This window comes from Streptomyces rubellomurinus (assembly GCF_000961885.1).
In the GTDB taxonomy this organism is placed as follows: domain Bacteria; phylum Actinomycetota; class Actinomycetes; order Streptomycetales; family Streptomycetaceae; genus Kitasatospora; species Kitasatospora rubellomurina.
Genome location: NZ_JZKH01000099.1, coordinates 1 through 26,541 on the forward strand (window position 1 = coordinate 1; position 26,541 = coordinate 26,541).

At 72.8% G+C, this 26,541-nt stretch carries 29 protein-coding genes and 1 pseudogene; 18 read left to right on the forward strand and 12 right to left on the reverse strand.

The genetic code is table 11. The features are described 5' to 3' along the window. Window positions 1–89 precede the first annotated feature (89 nt). Complete coding sequence (locus VM95_RS32025; protein ID WP_045703509.1) at window positions 90–524, forward strand: VOC family protein; 435 nt, start codon at window positions 90–92, stop codon at window positions 522–524. Window positions 525–618: 94 nt separating this feature from the next. Here the strand turns inward: VM95_RS32025 and VM95_RS32030 are convergent, their stop codons facing one another. After that, window positions 619–1,197, reverse strand: coding sequence for a TetR/AcrR family transcriptional regulator (locus VM95_RS32030; RefSeq protein WP_045703511.1), 579 nt, complete (start codon window positions 1,195–1,197; stop codon window positions 619–621). A gap of 86 nt (window positions 1,198–1,283) precedes the next feature. Between VM95_RS32030 and VM95_RS32035 the strand changes: the two genes are divergently transcribed. Further along, window positions 1,284–2,165, forward strand: coding sequence for an SDR family oxidoreductase (locus VM95_RS32035; protein ID WP_045703513.1), 882 nt, complete (start codon window positions 1,284–1,286; stop codon window positions 2,163–2,165). Window positions 2,166–2,220: 55 nt separating this feature from the next. After that, entirely contained in the window at window positions 2,221–3,072 is an 852-nt protein-coding gene (locus tag VM95_RS32040) for an SDR family oxidoreductase (protein ID WP_045703515.1), read from the forward strand. 82 nt (window positions 3,073–3,154) lie between these two features. Here VM95_RS32040 and VM95_RS32045 read toward each other — a convergent pair whose 3' ends face one another. Next, window positions 3,155–4,897 carry an Ig domain-containing protein gene (locus VM95_RS32045; protein WP_045703517.1) on the reverse strand — a complete coding sequence of 581 codons (1,743 nt, stop codon included), beginning with the start codon at window positions 4,895–4,897 and terminating at the stop codon, window positions 3,155–3,157. Between the two features lie 163 nt (window positions 4,898–5,060). Between VM95_RS32045 and VM95_RS32050 the strand changes: the two genes are divergently transcribed. From VM95_RS32050 to VM95_RS32060, 3 genes are all read left to right on the forward strand, one after another. Continuing rightward, entirely contained in the window at window positions 5,061–6,179 is a 1,119-nt protein-coding gene (locus VM95_RS32050) for a hypothetical protein (RefSeq protein WP_045703519.1), read from the forward strand. Between the two features lie 74 nt (window positions 6,180–6,253). Continuing rightward, window positions 6,254–7,135, forward strand: a complete 882-nt coding sequence (locus tag VM95_RS32055) for an ATP-grasp domain-containing protein (RefSeq protein ID WP_045703521.1) — start codon at window positions 6,254–6,256, stop codon at window positions 7,133–7,135. 7 nt (window positions 7,136–7,142) lie between these two features. Then, on the forward strand, window positions 7,143–7,559 hold the full coding sequence (locus tag VM95_RS32060; protein WP_045703522.1) for an ASCH domain-containing protein: 417 nt from the start codon (window positions 7,143–7,145) through the stop codon (window positions 7,557–7,559). Between the two features lie 86 nt (window positions 7,560–7,645). Here VM95_RS32060 and VM95_RS32065 read toward each other — a convergent pair whose 3' ends face one another. From VM95_RS32065 to VM95_RS44805, 5 genes and pseudogenes are all read right to left on the reverse strand, one after another. Next, on the reverse strand, window positions 7,646–8,176 hold the full coding sequence (locus VM95_RS32065; RefSeq protein WP_045703523.1) for a hypothetical protein: 531 nt from the start codon (window positions 8,174–8,176) through the stop codon (window positions 7,646–7,648). Between the two features lie 97 nt (window positions 8,177–8,273). Next, entirely contained in the window at window positions 8,274–9,026 is a 753-nt protein-coding gene (locus tag VM95_RS32070; protein ID WP_045703524.1) for an alpha/beta fold hydrolase, read from the reverse strand. 99 nt (window positions 9,027–9,125) lie between these two features. Then, entirely contained in the window at window positions 9,126–9,353 is a 228-nt protein-coding gene (locus VM95_RS32075; protein WP_045703525.1) for a hypothetical protein, read from the reverse strand. A gap of 276 nt (window positions 9,354–9,629) precedes the next feature. Continuing rightward, window positions 9,630–10,067, reverse strand: coding sequence for a transglycosylase SLT domain-containing protein (locus VM95_RS32080; RefSeq protein ID WP_244179023.1), 438 nt, complete (start codon window positions 10,065–10,067; stop codon window positions 9,630–9,632). 321 nt (window positions 10,068–10,388) lie between these two features. After that, window positions 10,389–10,613, reverse strand: a pseudogene (locus tag VM95_RS44805) (helix-turn-helix domain-containing protein); the annotation flags it as partial. A gap of 284 nt (window positions 10,614–10,897) precedes the next feature. Here VM95_RS44805 and VM95_RS39325 point away from each other — a divergent pair. The 5 genes from VM95_RS39325 (at window position 10,898) to VM95_RS32105 (ending at window position 15,475) form a co-directional block, all read left to right on the forward strand. Further along, window positions 10,898–12,394, forward strand: a complete 1,497-nt coding sequence (locus VM95_RS39325) for an NlpC/P60 family protein (protein WP_052707701.1) — start codon at window positions 10,898–10,900, stop codon at window positions 12,392–12,394. A gap of 61 nt (window positions 12,395–12,455) precedes the next feature. Then, window positions 12,456–12,836: a hypothetical protein gene (locus tag VM95_RS32090; protein WP_052707702.1), complete on the forward strand. Its 381-nt coding sequence runs from the start codon at window positions 12,456–12,458 to the stop codon at window positions 12,834–12,836. 114 nt (window positions 12,837–12,950) lie between these two features. Next, window positions 12,951–13,172 carry a hypothetical protein gene (locus VM95_RS32095; RefSeq protein ID WP_045703526.1) on the forward strand — a complete coding sequence of 74 codons (222 nt, stop codon included), beginning with the start codon at window positions 12,951–12,953 and terminating at the stop codon, window positions 13,170–13,172. Between the two features lie 54 nt (window positions 13,173–13,226). Then, on the forward strand, window positions 13,227–14,231 hold the full coding sequence (locus VM95_RS32100; RefSeq protein ID WP_045703528.1) for a hypothetical protein: 1,005 nt from the start codon (window positions 13,227–13,229) through the stop codon (window positions 14,229–14,231). A 164-nt stretch (window positions 14,232–14,395) separates the two neighbouring features. After that, entirely contained in the window at window positions 14,396–15,475 is a 1,080-nt protein-coding gene (locus tag VM95_RS32105) for an NAD(P)H-dependent flavin oxidoreductase (protein WP_045703530.1), read from the forward strand. 17 nt (window positions 15,476–15,492) lie between these two features. On the opposite strand, the gene VM95_RS32110 is transcribed toward VM95_RS32105, so the two are convergent. The 3 genes from VM95_RS32110 to VM95_RS32120 all read right to left on the reverse strand — a co-directional run bounded on the left by VM95_RS32110 (window position 15,493) and on the right by VM95_RS32120 (window position 17,610). After that, on the reverse strand, window positions 15,493–15,930 hold the full coding sequence (locus VM95_RS32110) for a GNAT family N-acetyltransferase (RefSeq protein WP_045703532.1): 438 nt from the start codon (window positions 15,928–15,930) through the stop codon (window positions 15,493–15,495). A gap of 124 nt (window positions 15,931–16,054) precedes the next feature. Continuing rightward, complete coding sequence (locus VM95_RS32115) at window positions 16,055–17,029, reverse strand: GlxA family transcriptional regulator (protein WP_078860858.1); 975 nt, start codon at window positions 17,027–17,029, stop codon at window positions 16,055–16,057. Then, window positions 17,026–17,610: a cysteine hydrolase family protein gene (locus VM95_RS32120; RefSeq protein WP_045703535.1), complete on the reverse strand. Its 585-nt coding sequence runs from the start codon at window positions 17,608–17,610 to the stop codon at window positions 17,026–17,028. Before VM95_RS32120 ends, VM95_RS32115 begins: the two co-directional genes overlap by 4 nt. A gap of 137 nt (window positions 17,611–17,747) precedes the next feature. Between VM95_RS32120 and VM95_RS32125 the strand changes: the two genes are divergently transcribed. Together VM95_RS32125 and VM95_RS32130 are read left to right on the forward strand one after the other, a co-directional pair. Further along, window positions 17,748–18,287, forward strand: coding sequence for an ArsR/SmtB family transcription factor (locus VM95_RS32125; protein ID WP_045703538.1), 540 nt, complete (start codon window positions 17,748–17,750; stop codon window positions 18,285–18,287). A 17-nt stretch (window positions 18,288–18,304) separates the two neighbouring features. Further along, window positions 18,305–19,606, forward strand: coding sequence for an MFS transporter (locus tag VM95_RS32130; protein ID WP_208615565.1), 1,302 nt, complete (start codon window positions 18,305–18,307; stop codon window positions 19,604–19,606). A 94-nt stretch (window positions 19,607–19,700) separates the two neighbouring features. On the opposite strand, the gene VM95_RS39330 is transcribed toward VM95_RS32130, so the two are convergent. Beyond that, the gene (locus VM95_RS39330; protein ID WP_052707703.1) at window positions 19,701–20,660 is read right to left on the reverse strand and encodes an RICIN domain-containing protein; all 960 of its coding nucleotides are present in this window, start codon (window positions 20,658–20,660) and stop codon (window positions 19,701–19,703) included. Window positions 20,661–20,732: 72 nt separating this feature from the next. Then, entirely contained in the window at window positions 20,733–21,770 is a 1,038-nt protein-coding gene (locus VM95_RS32140; protein WP_045703542.1) for a ricin-type beta-trefoil lectin domain protein, read from the reverse strand. Window positions 21,771–22,172: 402 nt separating this feature from the next. On the opposite strand from VM95_RS32140, the gene VM95_RS32145 reads away from it, so the two are divergent. From VM95_RS32145 to VM95_RS42905, 5 genes are all read left to right on the forward strand, one after another. Then, a complete protein-coding gene (locus tag VM95_RS32145) occupies window positions 22,173–22,427 on the forward strand; it encodes a hypothetical protein (protein WP_045703544.1) in 255 nt (84 codons plus the stop codon). A 13-nt stretch (window positions 22,428–22,440) separates the two neighbouring features. Further along, on the forward strand, window positions 22,441–23,589 hold the full coding sequence (locus VM95_RS32150) for an SPFH domain-containing protein (RefSeq protein ID WP_045703545.1): 1,149 nt from the start codon (window positions 22,441–22,443) through the stop codon (window positions 23,587–23,589). Window positions 23,590–23,664: 75 nt separating this feature from the next. Next, entirely contained in the window at window positions 23,665–25,266 is a 1,602-nt protein-coding gene (locus VM95_RS32155; protein ID WP_244179022.1) for an MFS transporter, read from the forward strand. An 86-nt stretch (window positions 25,267–25,352) separates the two neighbouring features. Beyond that, complete coding sequence (locus VM95_RS32160) at window positions 25,353–26,204, forward strand: helix-turn-helix transcriptional regulator (protein WP_045703546.1); 852 nt, start codon at window positions 25,353–25,355, stop codon at window positions 26,202–26,204. A gap of 76 nt (window positions 26,205–26,280) precedes the next feature. Further along, window positions 26,281–26,424 (forward strand): hypothetical protein, encoded by a 144-nt coding sequence (locus tag VM95_RS42905; RefSeq protein ID WP_157882258.1) that lies wholly within the window; start codon window positions 26,281–26,283, stop codon window positions 26,422–26,424. Window positions 26,425–26,541 lie beyond the last annotated feature (117 nt).

A 26,541-nucleotide genomic window follows, 5' to 3' on the forward strand; every position in this document is an offset into this window, starting at 1 on the left:
CGGCAGCGTCAGATGTGTATAAGAGACAGCGCCGGGGGAGGGTGGGAAAACCCATAGGCCCTGGTGAACGGCCGCGCTAGGGTGGCCCGATGACGTCGATCAAGAAGGTCCAGATCACCTTCGACTGTGCGGATCCCGAGCGCGTCGCCCGCTTCTGGTGCGAGGTGCTGGGGTACGTCCTGCCGCCGGTTCCGGAGGGGTTCGCCACGTGGGAGGAGTTCCAGCTCTCGCTGCCGCCGGAGCGCCGGGGCGCGGCGGCGGTCTGCATGGACCCGACGGGTGAGGGGCCGCGGATGTACTTCCAGCGCGTTCCCGAGGGCAAGGTCGTCAAGAACCGGGTGCACCTCGACGTGCGGGTCGGTACCGGGCTGGTGGGCGAGGAGCGGCTGGCCGTCCTGGAGGCCGAGTCCGCGCGCCTCGTCGCGCTCGGTGCGACGCGCGGTCAGCTCCTGCTGGCCGACGGCGTCAACGAGTCGTGCCAGAACATGCAGGACGTCGAGGGCAACGAGTTCTGCCTGGACTGACCCGCACCCGGGCGTTCCTGAACGCTTCCGGAAGTCCGTGAACGCGCCTCCGCCCCCGCCCTCCCGGGCCGGGGCGAAGGCGCGTTCGCGTGTGTCAGCCCAGCGACGCGCTGGCGGCGCGCAGTTCGTCCAGGGCCGCCAGGGCGTACCCGGCGAGCCCGTCCTCGGCGCCGCGGTCGTCCTCGGCCCATCGGGCGTACCCCCGTTTGAAGGCGAGGACGCCCAGCTCGCCCGCGAGGGCCGCGGTCGGATCGGGTACGCCGCGGGCGACCAGAGCGGTCGTCATCGCGGCCGCGAGGCTGACGGTCTTGAGGGCGTCGCGCTCCTGGAGCTCGGCGCTGGCGGCGACGGCCGCCTTCAGGCGCGGCGCGAGCTCGCGACTCCCGGGGCCCATCGCGGCCGAGGCGCGTTCGAGGCCGGCGGCGACCGCCTCCAGCGGGCTGGCGTCACCGGGCGCGTCGGCGATCCCCTCGGCCAGCAGCCGGCTCAGCGTCTCCTGCCCGGCGACCAGCAGCTCGCGCTTGTCGGGGAAGTGCCGGAAGAAGGTGCTCTTGGTGACCCCGGCACGCTCGGCGATCTGCGCGACCGTCGTGGCGTCGTACCCCTGCTCCGTGAACAGGTCGACCGCGGCCACGACGAGGCGCTCGCGCGCACCTGGTTCCCATCTACCCATGGGTTCAGCATAGGTGATGGGACTCTTGTCCCGTCAGCCTGGTACGGTGATGGGACAAGAGTCCCATCACTGTTGGGAGGATTTCCATGCGCGTCTTCGTCACCGGCGGCACCGGTCTGATCGGCTCCGCCGTCGTCGCCGAACTCCTCGCGAAGGGCCACACCGTCCTCGCGCTGGCCCGCTCCGACGCCTCCGCACGGGCCGCCGCGGCGGCCGGCGCCGAGCCGCTGCGGGGAGGCCTCGCCGATCCGGACGTGCTGCGCTCCGGCGCCGCCCGTACGGACGGGGTGATCCACCTGGCCTTCGGCAACGACTTCAGCAGCCCCGAGGCCCTCGCCCGGAACGTCGCCGAGGAGGCCGCCGCCCTCACCGCCCTCGGTGAGGAACTCGTCGGCAGCGGCCGTCCGTTGGTCACGGTCTCGGGTACGCCGTGGGTGCCGGGCCGAGCCTCCACCGAGGCCGACCCGGTGCCGACCGACGGGCCGGTCGGCGGCCGCGGCCGCACGGTCACGGCGGTCCTGGGCCTGGCCTCGCGCGAGGTCCGGAGCACGGCCGTACGCCTGCCGCGCACGGTGCACCACGAGGGCACGGGCGGGTTCGCCGGTCTGCTGACCGACATCGCACGCCGGAGCGGGATCTCCGGCTACCCCGGCGACGGCACCCAGCGCTGGCCCGCCGTCCACGCGCTCGACGCGGCCGTCCTCTTCCGGCTCGCCCTGGAGCGGGCGGAGGCCGGTACGGTCTGGCACGCCGTGGCCGACGAGGGGGACCGGGTGCGGGACATCGCGGCCGTCATCGGCCGGCGGCTCGGCCTGCCGGTCGCGTCGGTGCCGGTGGAGACCTACGGCCCGCTCGGCCCGATCTTCCAGGCCGACCAGCCCTCGTCCAGCACCCGCACCCGGCAGGCGCTCGGCTGGGAGCCGACGCACCCCGGCCTCCTGGAGGACCTGGAGAACATCCGGCCCTGACCGGTGACCGGCGATTCGCGTCCGCTCATGTCCGCAACAAGCAGGAGGTTCCCTCATGGTGGCAGTCGTCTTCGGCGCCCGCGGCAACGTCGGTCGTCACGTGGCCGACGGCCTGCTGGCCGCCGGTGAGCAGGTCAGAGCGGTCAACCGGACCCCGGCCTCGGGCCTGGCGCCGGGGTGCGAAGCGGTCGTCGCCGACCTGGCGCGTCCCGAGACGCTGCCCGCGGCGCTCGACGGTGCCGACAAGGTGTTCCTGTACGGAATGCTCGACCCCCAGCGGCCGTACGACATCGAGAAGGTCACCGCGGCGGCCGTGACCGCCGGGATCCGGCAGGTGGTGCTGCTCTCGTCGGTGTCGGTCGTCCTGGACCCCGACGCCGACCACCCGGTCGCCCGCCTGAACCGCACGATCGAGCGGGCCGTCCAACGGTCCGGCCTGGACTGGACGTTCCTCCGGCCGGGGACGTTCGCGACCAACACCCGCACCTGGTGGGCCGAATCGATCCGATGGGACAACGTCGTCCGGCTTCCCCGTCCGCTCGCGCAGTCGGCACCGGTGCACGAGAAGGACCTGGCGGCGCTGGCGGTGACCGCCCTGACCGAGCCGGGGCACTCGCACCAGGCCTACACCGTCCACGGGGCCGAGTCCCTGACCCTGCGGCGCCAGGTCGAGCACATCGGCGAGGCCATCGGCCGCCGCATCACGGTCGAACACGTCTCGGACGAACAGGCTCGTGCGGACGTCGCCAGGACCATGCATCCGGTCGTGGCCGAGGCGATCGTCGGTCAGTGGGCGGCCGCCGACGGCGTCGCGGCCGCGACCTCCGTCGTCGTCGAGAAGGTCACCGGCACTCCGGCACGCACCTTCGCCCAGTGGGCTGTCGACCACGCCGACGACTTCCGCTGACGCGGGTCGACCCTGACGCGGGTCGCCCCCGGACGCCGGTTGCCCCTGCCCCCGCGCGGGGACAGGGGCAACCGGCCTCGGCTCACGCCACGTTGACGGCGGTGTCGTCCAGGACGAAGGAGGTCTGCTTGGTGTAGTCCTCGGCGCCGGTGAACTTGAGCGTCACGGTCTGGCCGGCGTAGCCGGACAGGTTGAAGCTGTGCTGCTGGTAGCCGGCGGCCGCGTTGACGTTGGAGTAGGTCGCCAGGGTGGTGCCGTTCGCGGTGACCTTCAGGGTGTCGAAGGCGGTGGTGCCGCTCGCGGCGGTGTCGATGTGCAGCCAGAAGCTGAAGGTGTAGCTGCTGCAGCCGGCCGGCAGGGTCACCGTCTGGGCGAGCGTGTCGGTGTTGGTGCTGCCGTACCCGTCCAGCCAGGCGTCGTACGTGCCGGAGTGCGGCGGCTCGCTGGAGCTGCTGTTGATGGTGCTGCTGCCGCCGGAGTTGGTCTCCGTCCAGCCGGCGGTCGTGCCGGCCTCGAAGCCCGGGTTGGCGAGCAGCTGGGCGGCGGTGCAGCCGCTGCCGCCGGCCGGCTGGACGGTCCAGCCGAAGGTGACGGAGGAGGACGGCCCGGTGGAGTCGGTCGCGGTGGCCGTCACGGAGTACGTCCCGGCGGTGGTCGGGGTGCCGCTGATCAGGCCGGTGGTGGCGTTGACGCTCAGACCGGCGGGCAGGCCGGACGCGGCGTAGCTCAGGGTGCCGCCGGCCGTGTCGGCGGCGGAGAGCTGCAGGCTGGTGGCGGTGCCGGCGGTGGCCGTCCGGGCACCGGGGTTGGTGAGGGTGACGCCGCCGGTGCTGGTGCCGCCGCTGCCGGCGAGCCAGGAGGTGGCGTTGAGGGCGAGGGCGGCGTCGGTGCCGGCCGGGTCGTCCCAGCCGTTGTAGACGGTCTTGCCGGGCTCGCCGGTGCCGTCGTCGACGGTCGAGCTGTCGCCCCAGATGGCGACCCGGCCCTTGCCGAAGCTGCTGGTGGCGAAGAAGGCGCCGGTGGTGCCGGAGTAGCCCGTGCGGTAGACGATGCCCTTGACGGAGGGGTTGTCGGCGGGCTTGAGGGTGAAGGTGGTGCCGTTGCGCAGGATGCTGCCGGTGACGGTGCCGAACGGGCCGTTCAGCACGGGGTCGGTGGCGTCGCTGATCGCCCGCGGGTTGTCGGTCTGGATGTTGAGCAGGTCGACCGAGAGGCCGAACGGGTCGTTGCTGTTGACCGAGTTGGTGGTCATCAGGTCGTTGATGATGGCGGGGGAGTCCCAGCCGTCGTTGTTGCGGTCGCTCTGGGTGTGGTCGGAGATCAGGAAGAGCCCGCCGCCGTTCTGCACGAACTTCATGACCGCGGTCTTCTCGGCGTCGCTGAGCCGGATGTTCGGCTCGGGCAGGACGAACTCGTCGAAGTTGGCGAGGTCCAGCGCTCCGCCGGTGCCGTAGGTGATGGAGGAGCCGCTCGGCAGCGTCTTGAGGCTGTACTGGCCGGTCTTCTGCAGGGCGACGCCCCAGGCGGAGATGGCGCCCGTCCAGTCGGTCTCGGACTGGGGGTTGGCGTTCTGGGCGAGCGGGTCCGGCTGGCTGGTGCTGATGATCCAGTCCGCGTTGCCGGCGGTCTCCGCCTTGGTGTTGTCGAACAGGACGCGGTGCTGGGTGGCGGTCGCGGCGGCCGGGGCGGTCGTCGTGGTCGCCGTCGTGGTGGTCGTCGCGGTCGCGGCGGCGGCCCGGTGGGGGGCGGCGGTGGCGCCGGCGAGCACGGTGAGGACGACCGCGCCCAGGGCGAGCGGGCGGACGGCGCCGATGTGTCTGAGCATGGATCAAGCTCCTTGTGCCGTGGGGGTACAGGGAAGTGCGGGGGCGGTGCTACGCGCGTAGGCGCGCTGGCAACCGTCCCATGATGGGGTAATCGGAGCTTGAACGGAACACATCCAATCTGAGCATCAGATGAGGAGGCCGGGGGCGCGAGAGGATGGCGGTATGACGATCACGCCGCAGCTGGTGGCCACCTATCCGATCCCGGACCGGGGCAACGGCGCCCAGACCTGCCTCGACCCCACCGGCCCCGTCCCCCGCTTCGAGGTGCGCAGCGCCCGGTCGCTGCGCATCTACGAACTGCAGGAACAGGCCGAGCTGCTGGCCGAGTTCCCGGCCCCGAACCCGAACCCGTGGGGGCGGCAGTGGACGGCCCCCGACCTGTCGTTCACCGTCTTCGCCACCGAGGAGGCGTACGTCGCCGTCACCCGGGACGGCACGAGGCTGTGGAGCCGGCCGTACGGCACCTGGGAGGCGCACCGCTGGGGCGACGTCGACTTCTCCGGCGGCTCCTCGGCAGATGGCTCCGCGGGCGGCGGCTCCCCGGCGGGCGGCTCGTCGGTGGGCGGCTCCGATCGGGACCTGCGGATCTGGCTGCGGATGCCCTCCGGACTGCCGGACGCCACCCGGATCCTCACCCTGGACGCCGCGGGCACGGTGCTGGGGGAGAGCCTGCTCCCCTGCGGCGGCTACGAGCGGTACGTCAGCCTGCTCTGGGACGAGAACGACGAGGTCGCCGGCGTCAGCGTGTCCGGCGAGGGGGTGGCCCAGACCCACTACGAGGCGCGCTGGGAGTCCGGCGCCCTCGTACTCGGCCGACAGGTGCCGCAGCAGCAGGGCGCCCAACTGCCGGGCGACCGCTACTACCTGGGCATCGACTCGACGAACACCCGCTGCATGACCGCCGACCGGCGGGGACGGGACCTCACCTGGCACAGCCTCCCCGACTACCGGGTCACCGCGACGCTCGCCCTGAGCGACTTCCCGGCCCCCGGCACCGGCGACTGCTCGGTGCACAACGCCCCGTACATCTCCTCCCGCAGCGGCTTCGTGGACGACGACACGGTGATCGTGACGCTCAGCAACACGTACGACGAGGCCGCCGTCCTCCGCTTCGGCGAGGACCGGTGGCGCGAGCACAGCCACTGGCTCGCCGACCCCGCCACCGGCGCCGTGCACGGCCGCCTCGAATACCCGATGCGCGAGGTCGACAACGTGATGCCGGTCGGCGACGGCACCTGGATCACCGAGGAGTGGGAGGCCCTCTACCGCTGGCGCCGCTGAGCCGGCCGGCCTCGCCGTGTCGACCCCCGGATCCGGCGGTAGAGTCGGCCGGGGCGTCCGGTGGGAGTGGGTGCATGAGCGGAGCCAGGGTCGCCGTGGCGACCAGTGCGGCGGGAGTCGAGTACGACGCCGACCTCCCGCTCATCGTGGACGCCCTGCGCGCCGACGGCCTGTCGGCGGAGCCGGTGCTGTGGCACCGGGCCGCGGCGCCCCCGGACCGGTTCGACCTGGTGGTCATCCGGTCGACCTGGGACTACGTGGAACGGCTCGACGAGTTCCTGACCTGGGCCGACACCACGGCCCGCACCACCCTGCTGCGCAACCCCGCACCCGTGGTCCGCTGGAACAGCGACAAGCACTACCTGCGCGAGCTCGCCCGGCGCGGAGTCGCCGTCGTGCCGACCCGGTTCCTCGAACCCGGCGCGCGGCCCACCCCGGCGGACTTCGACGGGGCGGACGGCGTGGTGGTCAAACCGGCCGTGTCCGCGGGCGCGCTGGACACGGCGCGCTACGAGCCCGGCCGGCACACGGCTGCGGCCCGGCACGCCCGGATGCTGCTGGACCAGGGCCGCAGCGTGCTCGTCCAGCCGTTCCTGCCCCGGGTAGCGGAAGGAGAACGCGCGCTGGTCTTCGTCGACGGCGCCTTCAGCCACGCGATCCGCAAGGACCCCCTGCTCACCGAGCCCGGCACGATCGACAACGACCGCGACCCGCACCTCGGCGTCGCGCCGTACCTACCCACCGAGGCGGAGCTCCGTACGGCCGCGGCAGCGCTGTCCGCGATCCCCGCGCCGGCCGCACCGCTGTTCGCCCGGGTCGACCTGGTCCTGGACAACGCCGGGGAACCGGTCGTCCTGGAGCTGGAACTGATCGAACCGAACCTCTTCCTCCAGGACGACCCCGCAGGCCTGGCGCGCTTCACCCGAGCGGTGGCGGCGCTTGCGGCGAGAGGATGACGACAGCATGTGGCCACGCGTCAACGGCCTGCGCGTCATGGAACTCGGCACCCCGGACGGCATGCGGGCCGAACTGAACGCCCTGGTACTAGCGGGCCGCAAGACCACCACCACCGGCCTGCTGGCGGACTACGCCCAGGAGTCCGAGCACCTGGAACACCCCGGCGAACGGCTGGCACTCCTGGACGACCACGGCCGGCCCGTCGCCGTCATCGAGATCACCGGCATCGAGGTCCTCCCCTTCGACGCGGTGACCTGGGAACACGCCCACGCGGAAGGAGAGGGCTTCACCACCCTGGACGACTGGCGCGCCGGCCACCGCCGCTACTGGCACGCCCTGGGCACCACCGCCGAGGACCACACCCCCGTGGTCTGCCTCGCCTTCCGCCTCGTCCGGGAAGCCCCGGACGGCGGCGACGGGTGAACGGCCCCGACCCTCGGCCGTCATCCCTGACGACCGAGGGTCCGTGACAGGCCCGAATTCCCCTACCGCTGTCGCTATCGCTACCGCTACCGCGCGCCGACCTGGACCTGGGCCTGGGCCTGGACCTGGCCCTTGTGTCCGACCTTGGGCAGGCGCGCCAGGAACGCGTCGACCTCGGCGCGCTGCGCCTCGGTGAACGGCGCCTTGAGCACCGTCGCCGAGAGCGGCGCGGCGCCGACCTTGTGCGCCAGCACCGTCCACGCCACGGGGTTGTGCACCACCTTGTTGACCGAGGACCAGGGGATGCGGCGGTCCAGCGCCGGGCTCTTCAGCTGGAGGGCGTCGTCGGTGAGGATGACGGTCGTCGACCCGACGTAGCGCGGGGCGACCTTCAGCCCCATCCGGCGGCCGCCCGCGGTGATGTTCACCACCTGGACGAACCCGAAGCAGATCGCCGCGATCGCGAACATGACGCTGCCCGCGGCCAGGCAGGCCACCGCCAGCAGCAGCCACAGGCCGACGATGGCCCACCGGAGCCAGAGCCGGGAGGCCGCGTTCGCCGTCACCGAGGCGACGATGTCCTCGGTGGTGGCCTCGTAGGTGACCTGGATGTTCATGGTTGGCGTGCTCCCGCTTCGTAGTGGCGGCACATCATGACGGAAACCCGCCGACCAGGGCAAACAGGTGAACGACGGCCCTCGCTCGCTCCCCGCGTCACTCCCCGCCGAGGAAGCCCAGCAGCAGGTCCGTCACCTCCGCCGGGCGCTCCAGGTTCGGCAGGTGGCCGGCCCACGCCAGCTCCACGTGCCGGGCGGGGCCCGCGATCCGCTCGGGCAGGACCGCCGCGATCTCGCGGAAGTCCGCGAAGTCGTGCGCGCCCGCCACGGCCAGGCACCTCGCGGTGACCTTCCCGAGGTCGACCTCGGGGCTGCTGCGGAAGAACTCCGTCGCCGCCAGCTGCACCTCGAACGCGTTCCGCTGCATCTCGCGGACCAGCGCCCGGGCCTCCTCGCCGGCCTCCGGGCCGAGCCACGCGTCCACGTTCAGCTCCACCGCGCCCGCGACGTCGCCCGCCTCCAGCAGCTCGTCCTCCTTGCCGCCGAAGGCCCGAAGCTCCGCGCTGTGGTCGTGGCCGGGCATCCCGGCGCCGAGCAGCGCCAGCGCCGTCACGGCCTCCGGCCGCGTCGCCGCCACCTCCAGCGCGACCTTGCCGCCGTACGAGGCGCCGACCAGCGCGGCGCGCTCGACGCCGAGACGGTCGAGGAGATCCAGCACGTCCCCGGCGTCGCTGTACGGGGCGTCCGCCATCGGCGACTCGCCGAACCCGCGGAAGTCGAGCCGCACCACCCGGTACCCGGCCCCGACCAGGGCCTGCCACTGCCCGTCCCACATCCGCCGGTCGCACACCGAGGAATGCAGCAGAACCACCGCGGGGCCATCGCCCGCCACGTCGTAAGAGATCGTCATCCGGCAGAGGTTAGCGGACGACCACGCCCGTGATCACCGGGTTATGAGGCGCCGTTCGGGCAGGTCCTGGCAGGTCGGACCGCCCCTCGCCCGACGCGATCAGCGGGGGATGAAGAGTTCCTCGTTCCCCAGGCTGCTCTCGTGGACGGACACACTCGCGTACGCCGCCCGCATCCGCGCGGCCTCAGCCGTCCGCCGCCGCTCGATCAGCGCCCCCTCCCAGCCCTCGGCCCGGTACGACCGCGACCTCTCCCGAAGCGTCAGGACGACGCACGCGCCCACGACGGCGCCCACCAGTACGAGCAGGAACACCAGAACGATCCCCATGCGCTCAGCCTCCCCCGTCCGTCACCTCACCAACCGTCCACGACACAAGCCGAGTTGACGCGTGCCGTCCCGTCCTCTGCCGCCGTCCGCGAGGCAGCCCGCCCGCACGGGAAGTCGGCCCGATCGACTTCTCGTGCAGCAGACTCAACCGGCGCCGGGTCAGCCACCCGACCAGGGCGGGGCCGGGCGCGAGGGCGTTCCTTTCTGGCATCAGATCGTCGGTCCGGTGGCGCCTTTGACCGACAGGCAGTGGGCGCGGATAGAGTCGGGGGCCCTTCAGGAGACGCCGTACTCCTTGAGGTAGCGCAGGACTTCTGCCACGTGCTGCTCGGTGCCGGGCGGCGGGCCGGCCGCCTGGAGGACGGCCTTGTCGCTGGTGCGGTACCCGGCGGCGATCAGCGCCGGGAAGTTGCTGTGGAGGCCGTTCTGCTTGAAGCGCTGGGCCTGCCAGCAGGTGTACACACCCATGGTGGTGATGGCGTCGCCGGGGGACATGTAGTCCTTGATGCCGTCGCCGTCGCCGTCCACCGCCCAGGCGTTGAAGACGGCAGGGGTCCACCGCGCGATGCCGTACTCGTCGGTCTGCGGACTGCGCAGGTTCGGGTCGAAGTTGCTCTCCACCTTGAGCATGGCCGCCAACAGGGCCGGGGTGATCTCAGGTTCCGTGCAACGGCGGGCGGCGGCCTCGATGTAGCCGCGGAACTGCGCAGGCACGTCCGCGTCGCTGCGCAGGTCGCCGGGGGTCAGGACCTTGCTCGGGGTGTTCCCGGGGACCGGTGCCGCGGTGGCGGCGCCCGATGGGCTCGAGGCTGCGGGAGTGGTCGGGGAGTCCCCGGATCCCTGGCCGATCAGTACGGCGACGATGCTGGTCAGGACCGCGCCGAGCGCTGCGGCAGCCCAACCGAGGCGACGCTTTCGGGAATTGACCGGAGGAGCAGGTTCCGTCCCGGGCGAGGGTTGTTCCTCCTGTTTTTGCTGCTGTGGCTCTCTACGCCGGCCGGATTCGTCCCGCGCCGCCTCCCAGAGCGTGCGTAGCTCGTCCGCGGGTTCGCCGGCCTCGCGGCAGAGGGCTTCGACGACCGGCCACGGCGGAATCCCGCGGCCGGCCAGATACCGCGACCAGGACGAGTCGCTGGTCATGGTGACACGTTCGAGTTCCTTGAGGCTCTTGCCGGTCGACGCCCTGACCGCTCGTAATCCCTCGGCGAATGTCGCAAGGGCTGTCGACTCGTCCTGACGTGCCTCGTCCCATCCAGGCATCCGGTTCCCCCCGGTCGGATTGCGTTTCCCGGCCGGGAGTCTCCCACAGCATCCCGCAGTCCGTCCCACCGGGGACGTCCCAGCAGGTCAGGGTGTTGGCCGTCCCGGTGCCGTCCCGTCCGGCGGGGGAGGCGTTGTCCACCGGACCAGCGCGGCCAAGGCTGTTCGAAGACCGAGGGAACAGTCCCTTGGTGGTTCATTCCGATCGAAAAGGAGGGCGGATGGGATTCCCGAGCAAGCTCGCACGAGGAATGCGGCACAGGTTGTGCCTTCTACTCGGCCTGTTGCTGCTCACCGGATTCACGGTGACCGCGACGAGTCCGCCGGCACACGCCGCCGATGTGCCCTGCCAGCTGTACGCGGCGGCGCCGAACCGGCTGGCCGACCTGGCGGTCAGGGCAGCCTGCGCGGAGATCGCCGCCGGCACGATGTACACCTGGGACGGCGGCCACGGAGCCCTGCCGGGCAAGACCTACGGGTACTACGACGGCACGGACGAGGCGTCCCGGCACGACGACACCGTGCTGGGCTTCGACTGCTCCGGGTACGTGCGGTACGTCTGGTCCCAGGCCGTGGGCTACGACATCCTCGGGAAGGGCGCCACCGGCAACGAGGTCCAGGTGCTGACCGCGCCCGCGGCCCGGAACACCGTGATCTACGGCCCCGGCGGGCTCCAGCCCGGGGACATCGTGTTCTTCGGCGACAAGCACTGGTACGGCAACTCCATCGAGCACGTCGCGCTCTCACTGGGCGGCGACAAGATTGCCGAGGCCGCCCAGTCGGGTACGCCCTTGCACGCCAAGGTGCTGAACGCGGAGAAGTTCGTCATGGCGATCCGGATCAATCCGGACACAGTCGGGCAGCCGAATCCCGGACCGGACCCGGGGGCGTCCGGGGTCGTGCACAGCACCTGGGGCACCTGGATCCGGCTGGCAGAGCAGCCGGTGCACGGCTCGCGGGTGGTGGCTGTCCTGCCCGGCCCCACCCAGGCGAAGGTGAACTGCCAGCGGCGCGGGGACAGCATCACCGCCGAGGGCATCACCAACGACTGGTGGTCGTACCTGCCCGAGTACCGGGGGTGGATCACCAACATCTACCTCCAGGGCCCGGCCGTCCTGCCGGACGTCCCCGAGTGCGGGACGGGACGTGACCTCAGCGGCCTGTCGGGCACGCCCGGCGGCGGCCGGTTCAGCACCTGGGGCTCCGACGTGCACGTCCGAAGCAGTGCCTCCACCTCCGCGGACATCGTGTCGACCATCGCGGCTCCCGGCGCCGTACGGATCACCTGTCAGGCCCACGGCGGACTGGTTCAGGCCGAGGGCTACGTCAACGACGTCTGGTCCTACCTGCCGGACTACCAGGGCTGGGTGAGCAACATCTACGTCCAGGGGCCGGCCGTGCTGCCGGTGCCCGAGTGCGCGTCCGGGAGTAGCGTCCCGACGCCGGCGTCCACGTGTACGGACGACACCGAACCCACCGGATCGGACGCCCGCACGCCGGCGGGCCGGTCGGTGGAACTGCAGGGCCGCCTGATCGAACTGCGCTACAGCGACTCCACCCAGTGCGGGTGGGGCCGGATCAGCCGCGGCGGCGCCGGCGACCACATCTGGGTGGACCGGAGCTCGGACGGCGGCGCGCACTGGGAGCCGCAGTTGGGCCACACCACCATCACCGATGGCCAGGACGTCCACACCGCCCAGTGGCGGGACGCCGGCGTGGTCATGCGCGCCTGCGGCAGCGTGGCCGGGCGGCCCGATGTGGTCTGCACCAGCTGGTTCTGAGTCGCCCCAGCCGGAATCCGGAACACCAAGTCACAACCGATCTCTCCGAGGAGTTCGCACCGTGCGTCACATCAAGAAGGCCGCGGCGGTCGCGGCCACCGCCGCGGCGGTCGCAGCGATGGTCGTCGTCCCGTCCGGGTCCGCCCATGCGGCGTCCGCCTGCTGGTCGGCGGGAGTCGTCAAGTTCTGGTACAACGCCTCCTACTGCAACAACAGCTACGGCGCCGCCGTTCACGACGCCGGTCCGACATGGGCGCCCAGCGACTACCTGCGCAGCAACCCGTCGTGGTTCGCCTGCCGGCAGGAGATTCCGGACCACCCGAACGGCAGCCACGTCCACCCCTACCGCTGGTTGTGGACCGTGGGCGACGACCACGGACTGGCGGGCTGGGTATCGGACGGTGACGTGGTGAGCGAGACCGACTCGGTGGTTCCCTGCTGATCGGCGGACAGTAGGGCGGCGGCCGGGTGGCCGGTCGGCGACCGGCCACCCGGCCCGGTGGTGGTGGGCCTGGCCGGGGCCGGAAGAGGGCTGGCGGGTTCTACGATCGAGCCCGTGACGAGCACGCCGGAGTACTGGACCGTTCACCACTTCTCCCAGGCCAACCCGGAAGGCCCGGGCTGCGACAGCGTGCCGGCGCTCCTGCGGAGGCTGGCCGATTCGATCGAGGCGTTGGGCCCCGTGGAGGTTCAGGACGTCGTCATCGAGTCGGAGATGACCGCGCACGGGCCTTGGCGGTCGGGGACGGTCTACTTCCACCTGCCCGAGGACGACTGAGTACGGACTTCAGCCTCCTCGCCGGGCGACGCGAGCGTGCTGGATGATGGGGCGGTGCAGCTCCCCTACGTCTACCAAGTCACCAAGTACGACCCCGCCGACCGTGACGAGCGTGGGCGTTACACCGGCAGTGAGGACACCGTCAGCGATCACGGCGAGGTCGAGGCCGCCTATCTTCGGGCGGTCGCGGCCTTCGCCGGGGAAACCGGCGTCGAGCGTCTGGCGGTACGAGAGCCGCAGGTCCCGTCGTTCGCGCACTTCGGTCTGGAGCCTCCGGTGGACGGCTTCGGGTTGGACGGGCTCTTCCCGGCCGGCCCCGCCGGTTTCCACGACGGGGCGGAAGTGCCGCTCGACATCGGGCTGGAGCTGGTGCGTGCCATGCTGCGCGACAACGGCGCCTGGTGCCGGCTGGAGGTGGAGGGCGCGTTCGCGGTCCACGTGGGATGGGACCAGTACGTCTACGTCGGCAGCAGCCGGCCCTGCGAGGCGGCCTTGGCCCGTACCCGGGAACTCGGACTGTTCCCGGAACGCCTGGACACCTCCCCGTACGCCTTCGAGGAGGAGGAGCAGGTCGTCCAGCGGCCCGGCGACGACGACTTCTGGGCCGACCTGCACCGGGCGGTCGCCACCGGCCGGGCCGGAATCCTGGAGGAGACGCACCTCGAAGGCGCCTCACGCTGGCACCACCTCACCCGCGACACCATCGACCCCGTGCGCGCCGGACTGGCTCCCCGGGCCCGTCTCGCCGTATGGCCGCCCCTGTCCACGGACATCGACGCCGTCCTGAGCGCCCTGCCCGCAGACGGCCTCGTCGAAGGCGTGTGGCAGGACGACGACGGCACCATCCGCAGCGCCATCGCCGACGAGGACGAGTTCCCCGACCTGGTCGCCCGGATGTCCCGCGCTCGTGCCGCCGCCCTGCTGTCCATGTACGTGGATGAACGTGTGCCGCTGTGCACCGCTGTCATGCCCGACGACGACGGAGTCCTCCGCGCCCGTTGGCGAACCGAACCGACCCCGAGCGACCGCACCTGGGCACGTCGTCAGCTTCCAGCCTGAACGGTCCGACCGGCCTGCCCGGGACGCCCGGACGGACACCGGGGCGTGCGCGATCGGTTGTGAGGGCCAACACGTTTACCCGGTGCGGGAGATGGTGGTGTGATCGGTAGTGGGCCCCGCGTGGTGCGGCCGGCGTAGTGGGGGGTCCGGGCGAAGGAGGAGACATGTCCGTCGATCGTGGGTCGGCCCGTGCGCGGGTGACCGAGCTGTTGGGCATCGAGCATCCGATCGTGCAGGGGCCGTTCGGGGGTGGCTACTCCACGGTGGGCCTGGCCGCGGCGGTGTCCAACGGTGGCGGGCTGGGTTCCTACGGTGCCCATGTCCTCGCTCCGGCGGAGATCGGGGCCGTGGTGGCGGAGATCAGGGCCCGGACGGCGCGTCCGTTCGCGGTGAACCTCTGGGTGCCGCAGCCGGGGGAGCGGGAACTGGCGGTGACGGAGGAGGAGTTCGCCGCGTACCTGGGGCCGGTGCGGCCGCACCTCGAGCGGCTCGGGCTGCCCGATCCGGAGTTTCCCGTGTCGTTCGGGCAGGACTTCGAGCGGCAGGTGGAGGCGCTGTTGGAGGCCCGGCCGCCGGTGTTCAGCTTCGTGATGGGCGTTCCGCCCGCGAGCGTGCTGGCCGAGGCGCGGCGGCGCGGCATCGTCACCCTGGGGACGGCGACCACGGTCGACGAGGCGGTGGCGCTCGACGAGGCGGGGGTCGACGCCGTCGTGGCCTCCGGGTCGGATGCCGGGGGACACCGCGGGGCGTGGCTGCGGCCGGTGGGGGAGTCCCTGGTCGGGACGTTCTCGCTGGTCCCGCAGGTCGTCGACGCCGTGTCGGTGCCGGTGGTCGCCGCGGGCGGGATCGTCGACGGCCGGGGGATCACGGCCGCGCTCGCGCTCGGTGCGGGCGCCGTGCAGATCGGCACCGGCTTCCTCGCCACCGACGAATCCGGCGCGAGCCCGGCCCACAAGGAGGCCCTGCACGGCCCGCAGGCCCGGGTCACCGTGCTGACCAGTGCCTTCTCGGGCCGCCAGGCCCGGACGATCGCCAACGGGTTCGCGCGGGACCTGGCCGGCCGCGAGGGCGAGCTCGCGCCGTACCCGGTGCAGGGCGCGCTGACCGCGCCCCTCCGCCGGGCGGCCGTCGAGCGGGGGCTGCCCGACTACCTCAACCTCTGGGCCGGGCAGGCCGCGCCGCTCGCCCGGCCGCGGACGGCCCGGGAGTACCTCGCCGCCCTCGTCGAGGAGGCCGGGCTGTAGACGTGGCGGGGCGGCGGCTACGGCAGGTTGATCCGGTAGTTGATGAACCCGTGGTTCTCGGCGACCTTGTCGTAGAGCCGGCGCGCCGTCTCGTTGGTCTCGTGGGTGATCCAGTACACGCGGGAGCAGTCCCGGGCGCGGGCCCAGTCGGCGACGGCCTCGATCAGTGCCCGCCCGACGCCCTGGCCGCGGGTCTCCGGCGCGGTGAACAGGTCCTGGAGGTAGCACACGTCCGGCGCCGAGGTGCTGGCGTGGACGAGGAAGTGGGTGATCCCGACCAGCTTGCCGTCCACCTTGGCGCCGAGGGCGTGCATGCGGGTGTCGTCCTGGAAGGCCGTCCAGGCGCGCTCGTACATGTCGTCCGGCAGCTCGCGCTCGTAGAAGTCCATGTAGGCGCGGAAGAGGACCTCCCACTCCTGGCGGTCGGACGGGGTGAGCCTGCCGATGGTGACCACGTGTTTTCCTTTGCTGGTGGCGGAGTTCGGGCGGGGCGCGAGGGCGGGCCCCGCGCTGTGACGGGCTCAGTATTTCCGTTCCCCGAGGCGCCGGACAGTGCCGATCCGAACAAAAGGATCAGGGTCAGGTCGACCTTTGGGCCCTGGTCCTGACGCCGCCTCCGCCCCCGGCCCCGCCTCCGCCCCCGGCCTCCGTACGGGCGGCGCGGAGGCGGCGCAGCATGCGGGCGTCCTGGAAGCCGACCGCGCGGGCGGCCGTCTCGGTGGTCGCGCCGTGGGCGATGAGGTGTTCGGCGCGCTCGACGCGCAGTTCCTGCTGGTACCGCAGCGGGGTGAGCCCGGTCGCCTCGGTGAAGTGGCGGGTGAGGGTGCGTTCGCTGACGCCGGAGGCGGCGGCGAGGTCGGCGAGGCCGAGCCGGGTGTCGAAGCGGGCGTCGATGAGGTCCTGGACGCGGTGGACGGCGTCGACGAGGTGGCCGCGGTGCCGGAGCATCGCGCTGGTCTGCCGCTCGTCGCCGTTGCGGCGGGCGTAGACGACCATCTCGCGGGCGATCCGGGCGGCGGCCGCCGGGCCGTGCCGGACGGCGACGAGGTGCAGCGCGAGGTCGATCCCGCTGGCGATGCCCGCCGAGGTGACGACCCGGTCGTCGACGACGTAGAGCACGTCCCGGACGACGGTGGCCCGCCGGTAGCGGCGGGCGAGTTCGTCCTGGAGGTCGTGGTGGGTGGTGCAGCGCCGGCCGTCCAGCAGCCCGGCGCGGCCGAGCGCGTCGGCGCCGGCGCACACGCTCGCGACCGTCCCGCCGGCGGCGTGGTGCGCGGTGAGCCGGTCGAGCGTGGCGGCGGTCAGCGCGCCGTTGGACCGCAGGCGCGGCGCCCGCCAGCCGGGCACCACGACGAGGTCGCCGGGCGCGAGGCGCGGCCACGCGGTGGCGGCCCGCAGGGTGACGCCCTGCGCGGTGGGGACGTCCTCCTGCTCGGCCACGTACGCGCTCCGGTAGCCGAGGCCGTGGTCGGCCGCGGTGGAGAACACCTGGGCGGGCCCGGCGAGGTCCAGCAGGTGCACGTGCGGGACGAGCAGGAAGACGACACGGGTCACGATCCGGTCAACTCCTTCACGGTGGTGACGGTGGCGAAGCGGCCGGCCAGAGCGTACTCGGTGCGGGCGATGACGTCGTCCGTGGAGAGGGTGCGCGGATCGGCGAGGACCTCGGCGAGGCTGCGTCCGGCGGGGGCGTCGCGGTGCTCGATCGGGTGGGTGGCGGTGGCGTCGGTGACGAAGGTGACGTCGTAGCCGAGGTCGTTCGCGACCCGGGTGGTGGTCTCGCAGCACTGCTCGGTGCGGATGCCGCTGACCACGACGCCGCGCACGCCGTGCTGGGTGAGCAGCTGCTGGAGGTTGGTGGTGGTGAACGCGTTGTGCGAGGTCTTGGTGACGACGGGCTCGCCCTCGGCCGGCACCAGGCCGTCGATCAGGTGGACGAAGCCGCGGGCCGGGTCGAAGACCGTGCCGGTGCCGGGCTCGGAGTGCAGGACCCAGACGACGAGGTCGCCGCGGCCCCGGGCGTGCTCGACGAGCTCGTTGACCCGGTCGACGATCGCGGGGTTGGACACGGCGGCCCAGTTCTCGCGCTGCCGGAAGGATTCCTGGACGTCGATGACGAGGAGTGCGTTCTTCATGCCTCGATCCTGGCCCCTGTCGGCGGCCTGGGCGTAGACACCATCGGGCCCGGATGCGGAACGATCCGGTCAGGCGCCGAGGCACGGTCCGGAGAAACCCCTTGCGCAATGGTCAAGAAGTGTTGACCATTGAGGGCATGCCCACCGATGATCTTCCCGAGACGTTCCACGTCACCACGGACGAGCAGCTGCGCGCCGTCTCCAACCTCACCCGTCACCGCATCATGGCGGTGCTCCGCTTCGAGCCCGCGACGATCACCCAGATCGCCGAGCGGGTCGGCCTCGCCAAGGGCAGTTCCAGCTACCACGTGCGGCTGCTCGAACGGGCCGGCCTGGTGAAGGTGGTCCGGACGCGGAAGGTGCGGGGAGTCAACGAGCGCTACTACGCGATGGCCGCGCGGTCGGTCGTGCTGCCGGCCCCGGGCGAGGGCGGGCCGGACGTGCTGATGCGGCACGCGGTCGCGGACCTGGAGGCCGCGCCCGCGGACGGCGGGCGGCAGGTGCGGATGGCCCATCTGCGGCTCACCGACGAGCAGTTCGCGGAACTGGGCGCGCGGCTGCACGCCCTGGCGGACGAGTACCGGGAGCTGTCCGATCCGTCGCTGCCGGACACCTCGCTGGTCTTCGCCCTGTTCCACCCGGCACCCGTCCAGCAGACCGAGGAGGACGCCAAGTGAGCACGGAAGCAACGACGGTGCCCACCGGGTTCGGACGGCTGTGGACCGCGCAGACGGTCTCCTCGCTCGGCGACGGGGTCTCGCACGCCGCACTGCCGCTGCTCGCCCTGACCCTGACCCGTGATCCGATGGCGCTCGCCGCCGTCTCGGCCGCCGGCACGCTGCCGTGGCTGCTCTTCGGGGTGCTCGGCGGCGCGCTGGTGGACCGCTGGGACCGCCGGCGCACGATGTGGGTCACGGACGCGGCGCGCGCGGTGCTGCTCGCGGTACCGGCGGCAGCGGCCGCGCTCGACGTGCTGAGCATTCCGCTGCTCGCGGCCGTCGCCTTCCTGCTCGGCCTCGGCGGACTCTTCTTCGACACGGCCGCCACCGCCTACCTGCCCGACCTGCTCGGCCGCGACCCGGCCGTCCTGGAGCGCGCCAACTCCCGCCTGCGCGGCACCCAGACCGCCGCGTCCGGCTTCGCGGGGCCACCCGCGGGCAGCGCCCTGCTCGCGCTCGGCCGGGCGCTCCCGCTGCTCGCCGACGCGGTGTCCTTCGCCCTCTCCGCCGTCCTCGTACGGTCCCTGCCCGCCGCGCCCCGGCCCGTCCCGCAGGCCCGCGAGTCGCTGCTGCGGCAGGCGCGGGCCGGCGCCTCGTACGTGTTCCGGGACCGCTTGCTGCTCGGGCTCGCGCTGCGCCCGGCGGTCGGGAACGTCGCCTTCCTCGCCGTGGAGACGGTCCTCGCCCTCTTCGCGCACGACCGCCTCGGCACCGGCACCCTCGGCTTCGGCCTGCTCCTCACCGTGGAGTCCACCGGCGGCCTGCTCGGCGCGGGCATCGCCTCCTCCCTCGGCCGGCGGCTCGGCACCGGCACCGCACTCACCTGCACGGCCGCCCTCGAGGGGCTCGCCATCCTGGGCCTCGCCGCGGCCCCGAACGCGTACGTGGCCGGCCTCGCGCTCGCCGCCTGCGGGGTGGGCATGGGCGCCACGATGGTGCTCAGCCCCTCCCTCCGGCAGGCGATCGTCCCCGCCGAGCTGATGGGCCGGGTCACCTCCACCTCCCGGATGCTCGCCATGTGCGCCGCCCCGCTCGGTGCCGTCCTCGGCGGCTGGCTGGCCGCCACCCACGACGTGCGCACCCCGCTGTACACCGCGGCCGGCCTCCTCCTCGCGATGACCGCCGTCACCTCGACCATGACCACCAACCGCAGGGTCGAGGCGGCGCTGCGGGCCGCCGCCCCGGCCGCTGCCCCGGCCGGCGACCCGGTCGGCGACCCGGCCGGCGACCCGGATCTCCCGGAGTCCGGGGAGCTCGTCCAGGCGGGTGCTCGGTAGGGCCCCGACAGGCCTGAAGCCCGGCACCGGCGGAGCCGCCGGCCGTACCACGGGGGTACGGCCGGCGGCTCGTCGGGCGGTCGGGTGCCGGTGCTCAGTCGCCGGGGACGCTGAAGCGCTGCGTGTCGCCGCCGTTGCAGGCGTACATCTGCAACTGCCGCTGGTCGGTGGTGTCACCGTTCGGGATGTCCAGGCAGTACGACCACTGCGCGTTCCGCAGCTGCCCGTTCTCGTAGTACCACTGCTGCGGGGCGCTGCCGTTGCAGTCCCACAGCCACACCAGGGCGCCGGTCGAGGCGCCGTTGGCGTCGAGGCACTTGCCGAGGGCCTTCACGGCCAGTCCGTCCCGGTCCCACCACTGGGCGTTGGTGTTGTTGCAGTGGTAGATCTGGACGGGCGTCCCGTTGGCCGTGCCGGACCCGCGGACGTCCAGGCACTTGCCGTCCTTGCCGACCACCGGCCCGCCGGGCAGGCGGTAGAAGTTGACGTTGCCCCCCGAGCTGTTGAAGCGGCCGTAGAAGCCCCAGTTCGTCCATCCGCCGTCGCTGTGCAGCGTGAACGTGCCCTGGTCGAAGATCCAGAGGTTGAAGCGGATGCCGTTGCTGTGGGTGAGGATCGCGGAGGCCCGGACGGTGCTGAAGTTCATGTCGAACCGGGCGTCGGAGCGGACCAGGAGCAGGTTGTAGTGACCGCCGGTCAGGTCGGCGCCGTGCGCCACGAAGCCCTTGACGAGCTGGTCCGGTGGGAAGACGAAGGGCGGGTACTGGTCGAACAGGGACTGGATGGCGCCGCCCACCCCGATGTCGTCCTTGGTGATCTGGACGCCGGACGAGGCGAGCTGCGCGCGCGGCGCCGCGTGCGCGGGTGTGGACGGGGACACGGACGGGGACGGGTGAGCGGTGGGCGCGGCGAGCGGGATGCTGCCCTGGTCGCTCGCGGCGGCGATCGCGGGCAGCGAAGCCCGGTCCGGTGACTGCGCGGCCGCGGCCGGCCCGAGGGCGAGGACGGTTCCCGCCGCGAGCAGCAGGGCGGAGCCCAGGAGGGTTCTCTTCATGGGGGTGCACCTCATGTGCGAAGTCGGTGGTGGTGGGCCCGGCCGGGGCGGCCGGGCCGGGGCGTGCCGTCGCTACGGCAGGGTGAAGTGCTGCGTGCTGCTGTCGTTGCACGGGTACATCTGCAGCCGGTTGCCGTTGCCCAGGTTGCTGTTGGGAACGTCGAGGCAGTACTGCCACTTGGCGTTGCGCAGCGCGCCGTTGTCGTAGGACCACTGCTGCGGCGGGGTGCCGTTGCAGTCCCAGAGCTGGACCTTGTCGGTCCAGCCGCCGCCGCCCGCGTCGAGGCACTTGGTGACGCCGCTGATGGTGACCTTGAGCGCCTGCCCGTCGCGGTACCACCACTGCGGGTCGGTGGTGTTGCAGTCGTAGATCTGGATGGGGTTGCCGTTGCCCAGGCCGCCCTGCTGGTCGTCGACGCACTTGGAGTCGGCGGCGGCGCTCCTCATGCTGTCGCCGGGGGACTTGTAGAACGTGAGCTCGCCCGAGCTGGACCTGCTGAAGCGGCCGTAGAAGCCCCAGTTGCTCCACCCGCCGTCGCTGCGCAGGGTGAAGTGTCCCGAGTCGAAGATGAAGAGGCGGAAGAGCTGGCCGTCCTTGTACTTGATGTGGCCGTCCCAGACGGTGTGCGCGAAGGAGGCGTCGAAGCGGGCGTCGTCGGCGACCAGCATGATGTTGTAGTGGCCGCCGGTGCGTGCCGCGGTGTCGTTGACGACCGCCTGCACGAAGGATCCCCGGTCCGGCTTCTCCAGCGCCTTCTGGATGATGTCGACGAGCTTCTCGAAGATGTCGATGAGGGACGAGATGATGTCGGTCACCGGGTTTCCGGCCCGCGGCTGGACGGCCTTCGGGGCCGCGCCCCCCTTGGCACCCGGTTTCAGGTCCGTGCTCAGCGGCGCCGGCGGCTGGAGCGGGACCTCCTGGCCCCCCGAGGCCAGGCGGGGCGGCGGGAGCTGCGCCGGCGCCGCGGGCGGCGGCGATGCCTGCGCCGAGATGCGGACGCCGGCGGCGTGCGCCTCCTGGGCGGGCGCGGCGAAGGCCGTGCCGGCCACCACGAGGAGGGCGCCGGCCGCCAGGAGGGCGGTGGAGCCGAGGCGGTGTGCTCGTGTCATGTCGTACCGGTTCTCCTTCGGGGAGGGCCGGGGCGGTCCCGGCCCGCCGGGAACTGTCCGGCAGTCCGATACACACCGCATGGACACGCCCGTAAACGGCGCGTGTACATGCCGACCCTCCGAGCGGGCCCGGAGGGTCGGCCGTCCGGTGGCGGGTGAGGAGTGCCGCCCCTTCTTCGTGCCGGTGGTTCCGTGTCCGTGGTCCCGTGCCGGTGGTTCCGTGCCGGTGGTGATGACGGGGCGTCCGGCGATGTCGTGCAGGCTGATCGACAGCACGAGTGGCGCGTGACACCCTGGAACCGGCGGTGCTCCGGTACGGTGAGCCGGTCGCGCGCCCGTGCGCCGCCGGCGCGAGCTGGTGCCGGGACGGTCGCGCGACGTCCAACGGGAGAGGGGCCGTCGATGGTGTCCGACGAGGCCGTGATCGGCTGCCCGGGGGTGCTGGTGATCGGCACCCGGGGAGCCGCCGGCCCCGGCGAGGTCCTGGTGCGGGTCAGGGGCGGTTCGGAGGCCTTCCTCGCCTGGTCGGAGGAGCCCCTGCCGAAGGGGGCCTCCGTCCTGGTGGTCGAATCGCGGGGTGCGCGCCAGGTCGACGTCATCGAGTGGACCGACCCGATCGACGACCCGTTGGCCGACCGGCCGGACGGCTTGCGCTGAGGAGACGACCAGGATGTTCGGTTATCGGGTACCCGCCCCCGACCAGGCGATGCTGATCTCGGGTGGGAAACGGGGCCTGTCCGGAGCGCCGTTCCGGGTGGTGACCGGGCACGGCACGTTCGTCCTGCCGGTCTTCCGCAAGGTCCGCTTCCTGACCCTGGCGATGTGCGAGGCGGAGGTCGCCGAGACCTGTGTGACCAAGCAGGGGATCGCGCTGACGGTACGGGCGGTGATCGCCTTCAAGGTCGGCAACGACACCGAGAGCATCGTCAACGCGGGCCAGCGCTTCCTGTCCGACCAGGACCAGATGTCCGTGCTGACCGGCCGGATCTTCGCCGGGCACCTGCGCGCCATCATCGGTTCGATGACGGTCGAGGAGATCGTCACCGAGCGGCAGAAGCTCGCCACCGAGGTGCTGGACACCTCGAAGGCCGAGATGGCGAAGATCGGGCTGATCGTGGACTCCCTGCAGATCCAGTCGATCGACGACGGGGACACCGGCTACATCGCCGCGATGTCGGCCCCGCACCGGGCGGCCATCCAGCGGCAGGCCCAGATCGCCCAGGCGCAGGCCGCCCAGGCCGCGGCGGAGGCCGAGCAGGAGTCCGCCCGGCAACAGGCCGAGTACGCCCGGCAGACGGCGGTGGTGAAGGCGCAGTACAACGCCGAGGTGGACCAGGCCCAGGCCCAGGCCGCCCAGGCCGGCCCGCTGGCGCAGGCGCACGCGCAGCAGGAGGTGCTGGCGGCGCAGACCGAACTGGCCCAGCGCGCGGCCGAGTTGCGCCAGCAGCAGCTGGTCGCCGAGATCGTGAAGCCGGCCGAGGCGGAGGCCGAGCGGATCCGGGTCGTCGCACTGGCCGAGGCGGAGCGGATGAAGATCCAGGCCGAGGCGGCGGCTTCGCACGATCGGGTGGCGCTGGACCGGATGCTGATCGACCAGCTGCCGCAGATCGTCAAGGAGGCGGCGGGCGGCCTCGCCGGCGCCAATGTCAACGTGCTCAACGGCACGGACGGCCTGGGCGAGATCGCCGCCGGCCTGGTCAGCCAGGGCCTGACCATCCTGGACTCGGTCCGCCAGGGCCTGGGCACCCAGGGCCTGGGCACCCAGCAGGGCCGCGCCGACCGGAGCGGCGAGCGGCCCGGGCTGGAGCCGGGGGAGTAGCCGGAGGGTGGGTCCGTCGTTCCCAGGGAACGACGGACCCTTCATCCGGTTCCGGGGCTCGCCGACGATCGAGGCATGTCCACCACCTCCCCGGCCTCCCAAGCCACTTCGCTCGAAGACGCGCGCCCGGCCCCCACCGCCGACCCGGCCCCGACTGCTGACCCGGCCCCGACCACTGACCCGGCCCCGACCGCCGACCCGGCGCCGGACGACGCCGCCGGACACCGCTTCTGGCCCACGGTCGTCGGCGTGGCGTCCGCCGGCCTGATGCTGCCGTTCTCCGTCACCGGGGCCGCGGTGGCGCTGCCGAGCATGGCGTCCGCCCTGGACTCCTCGGCCGGCAGCGGACAGTGGATGCTCAACGCCTTCAACATCGGCTTCGCCGCGCTGCCGCTCGCGGCCGGCAGCCTCGCCGACCGGTACGGGCGGCGGCGGGTACTGCTCGCCGGGATCGCCGTGGTCGGCGTCATGTCGCTGCTCGTCGCGCTGGCGCCGTCGATGCCGGTGGTCGACGCGGTCCGGGCGATCCAGGGCTGCGGGGCCGCGGCCGTCCTGGCCGCGGGATCGGCGGTGCTGGCCGGCGCCACCTCGGGACGGCGCCGGCAACTGGCGTTCGGGATCCTGGGCACCGCGTTCGGCGTGGGTCTGGCGATCGGCCCGCCGGCCGCCGGAGCCCTGGTGGAGGCGGCGGGCTGGCGGTCGGTGTTCCTCCTGGTCGCGGTGATGTCCCTGCCGGCGGCGTTGTGCGCGGCCCGGGCACCGGAGTCCCGCAGCCCCGACCGGTCCGGCCTGGACCTGGCCGGACTGGCCGTCTTCACGGCCGGACTCGCCGTCCTGTCCTTCGCCTTCGTCGAGGCGACCACGGCCGGGTGGGCCGCACCCGCCACCCTCGGCCTGTTCGCCGCGGCCGTCCTGCTCGTCGCGCTGTTCGCGGTGGTCGAGCTGCGCCGGGGCGACCGGGCGCTGTTCGACGTCCGGCTCTTCGGCAGGCCGGAGTTCCTCGCCGTGGTGTGCCAGCCCTTCACGGTCACCCTCGGCTTCGTCATCCTGCTCGTCTACCTGCCCACGTACCTCCAGGGCGCCGCCGGCCGCGACACCCTGACCAGCGGTCTGCTCCTGCTGCCGATGACCGTCCCCGTCCTCCTCCTGCCGCTGGCCGCCGGCCGGTTGGCCGCCCGCACCTCGCTGCGGGCCGTCCTGACCAGTGCCTCCGTGCTCATCTCGATCGGGTCCCTGCTGCTGGTGACCCTCGACGACGGCGGATCGTGGCCGGCGCTCGCCCTGCCGCTGCTGCCGTTCGGTGCCGGTGTCGGCCTGGCGTTCGGCGTGATGGACAACGCGGCCGTCGGCACCGTCCCGGTCGAGAACGCCGGGGCCGCGGCGGGCATCTTCAACACCATGCGGATCGCGGGCGAATCCGTCGCCGTCGCCGGCGCCGCGGCCGTCCTCACCGCACTCACCGCGGCCCGCTTGCACGACAGCGGCCTCACCCCCGGCACCGCCGCCGAACTCGCCGCCCAGGCCGTCGTCCAGGGGCAGGTCCCCGCACCGCAGCACGCGGCCGTGGCCGCGGGCTTCACCGGCGCCTTCCACCTCCTCGGCCTCGGCCTCGCCGCCCTGTCCGCACTCGGCGCGGTCCTCACCCACCGGGCCCTCGCCCCGAAGGAACGCCGCTGACCGGCCCGGGTGTGCGCGGTCCCTGGGACTGACAGGGCCACCCTCCGGGGCCCGACTCCTCGTTGGCGGGCCCCATACTGGGGCGCATGGCCGGCTCGATCGTGATCACCAACACCCTCGGCGACTATCTCCGCGCCCGGCGGGCCCTGGTCGCACCCGAGGACGTCGGCCTGCCGCCCACGGGCCGCCGCCGCGTGCCCGGCCTGCGCCGCGAGGAGGTCGCGGACCTGGTCGGGCTGAGCACCGACTACTACGTGCGCCTGGAACAGGGGCGCGCGGACCGCCCGTCCGACGAGGTCCTCGACGCGCTCGGCCGGGCGCTGCGGCTCGGTCCCGCCGAACGCGCCCATCTGCACGACCTCGCCCGGCCACCCCGCCGCCGCGCCGCCGCCCCGCGCACCGACGCGCTGCGCCCCGCGCTGCGGCGGGTGGTGGAGGCCATGCCGACCACCCCGGCCGTGATCATGAACGACCGCAACGACGTCCTCGCCTGGAACCCCCTCGCGGCCGCGCTGATCGCCGACTTCCCCGAACTCCCGCCGCACGAACGGAACATGGCCCGCCGGATCTTCCTCGACCCGGACGCGCGCGAGGTCCACCTCGACTGGGACGAAGCCGCGCGCACCACCGTCGGCGTCCTGCGGATGGCCGCCGGACGCCGCCCGCACGACCCCGAGCTCGTCCGCCTGATCGGCGAACTCTCCCTCGGCAGCCCGACCTTCCGCACCCTGTGGGCCGGCCACCACGTGCACGAGAAGACCTTCGGGACCAAACGCCTCCGCCACCCCGCGGTCGGAGACCTGACGCTCGACTACGAGACCTTCCAGGCCCCCGGCGCCCCGCACCACCTCCTCGTGGTCTACACGGCCCCGCCCGGCAGCCCCGCCGAGCAGGCGCTGCACCTCCTGCGTGCCCACCCCGCAGCCTCGTCGGGCTGAGGGGCCAGGCCCCGAACGACGGTTCCCGCCGTCCACGCCGGACGCCACCGGCCCGCACCCGGGCCTCCCGACCGGCGTGCAGCCGCAGCTGACCGCCTTCCTCACCCAGGCCGAGGGCACCTCTACGATCCGAGGGATGTGGCACCTGCGGCGCGGATACGGCAGCCTGCTGCCGAAGTTGGCCGCGCTCGGTGCCGACCTGACGACCGACCAGGAGTAGCCGTGACCACCACCGTGCCGTGGAAGCCGAACGCGCTCGCCGACCTGCGCGAGTGCCTGGACCTGATGACCGCTGACGGCACCGTGCCCGGCGGAGTCATCGCCCACGGCACCTTCG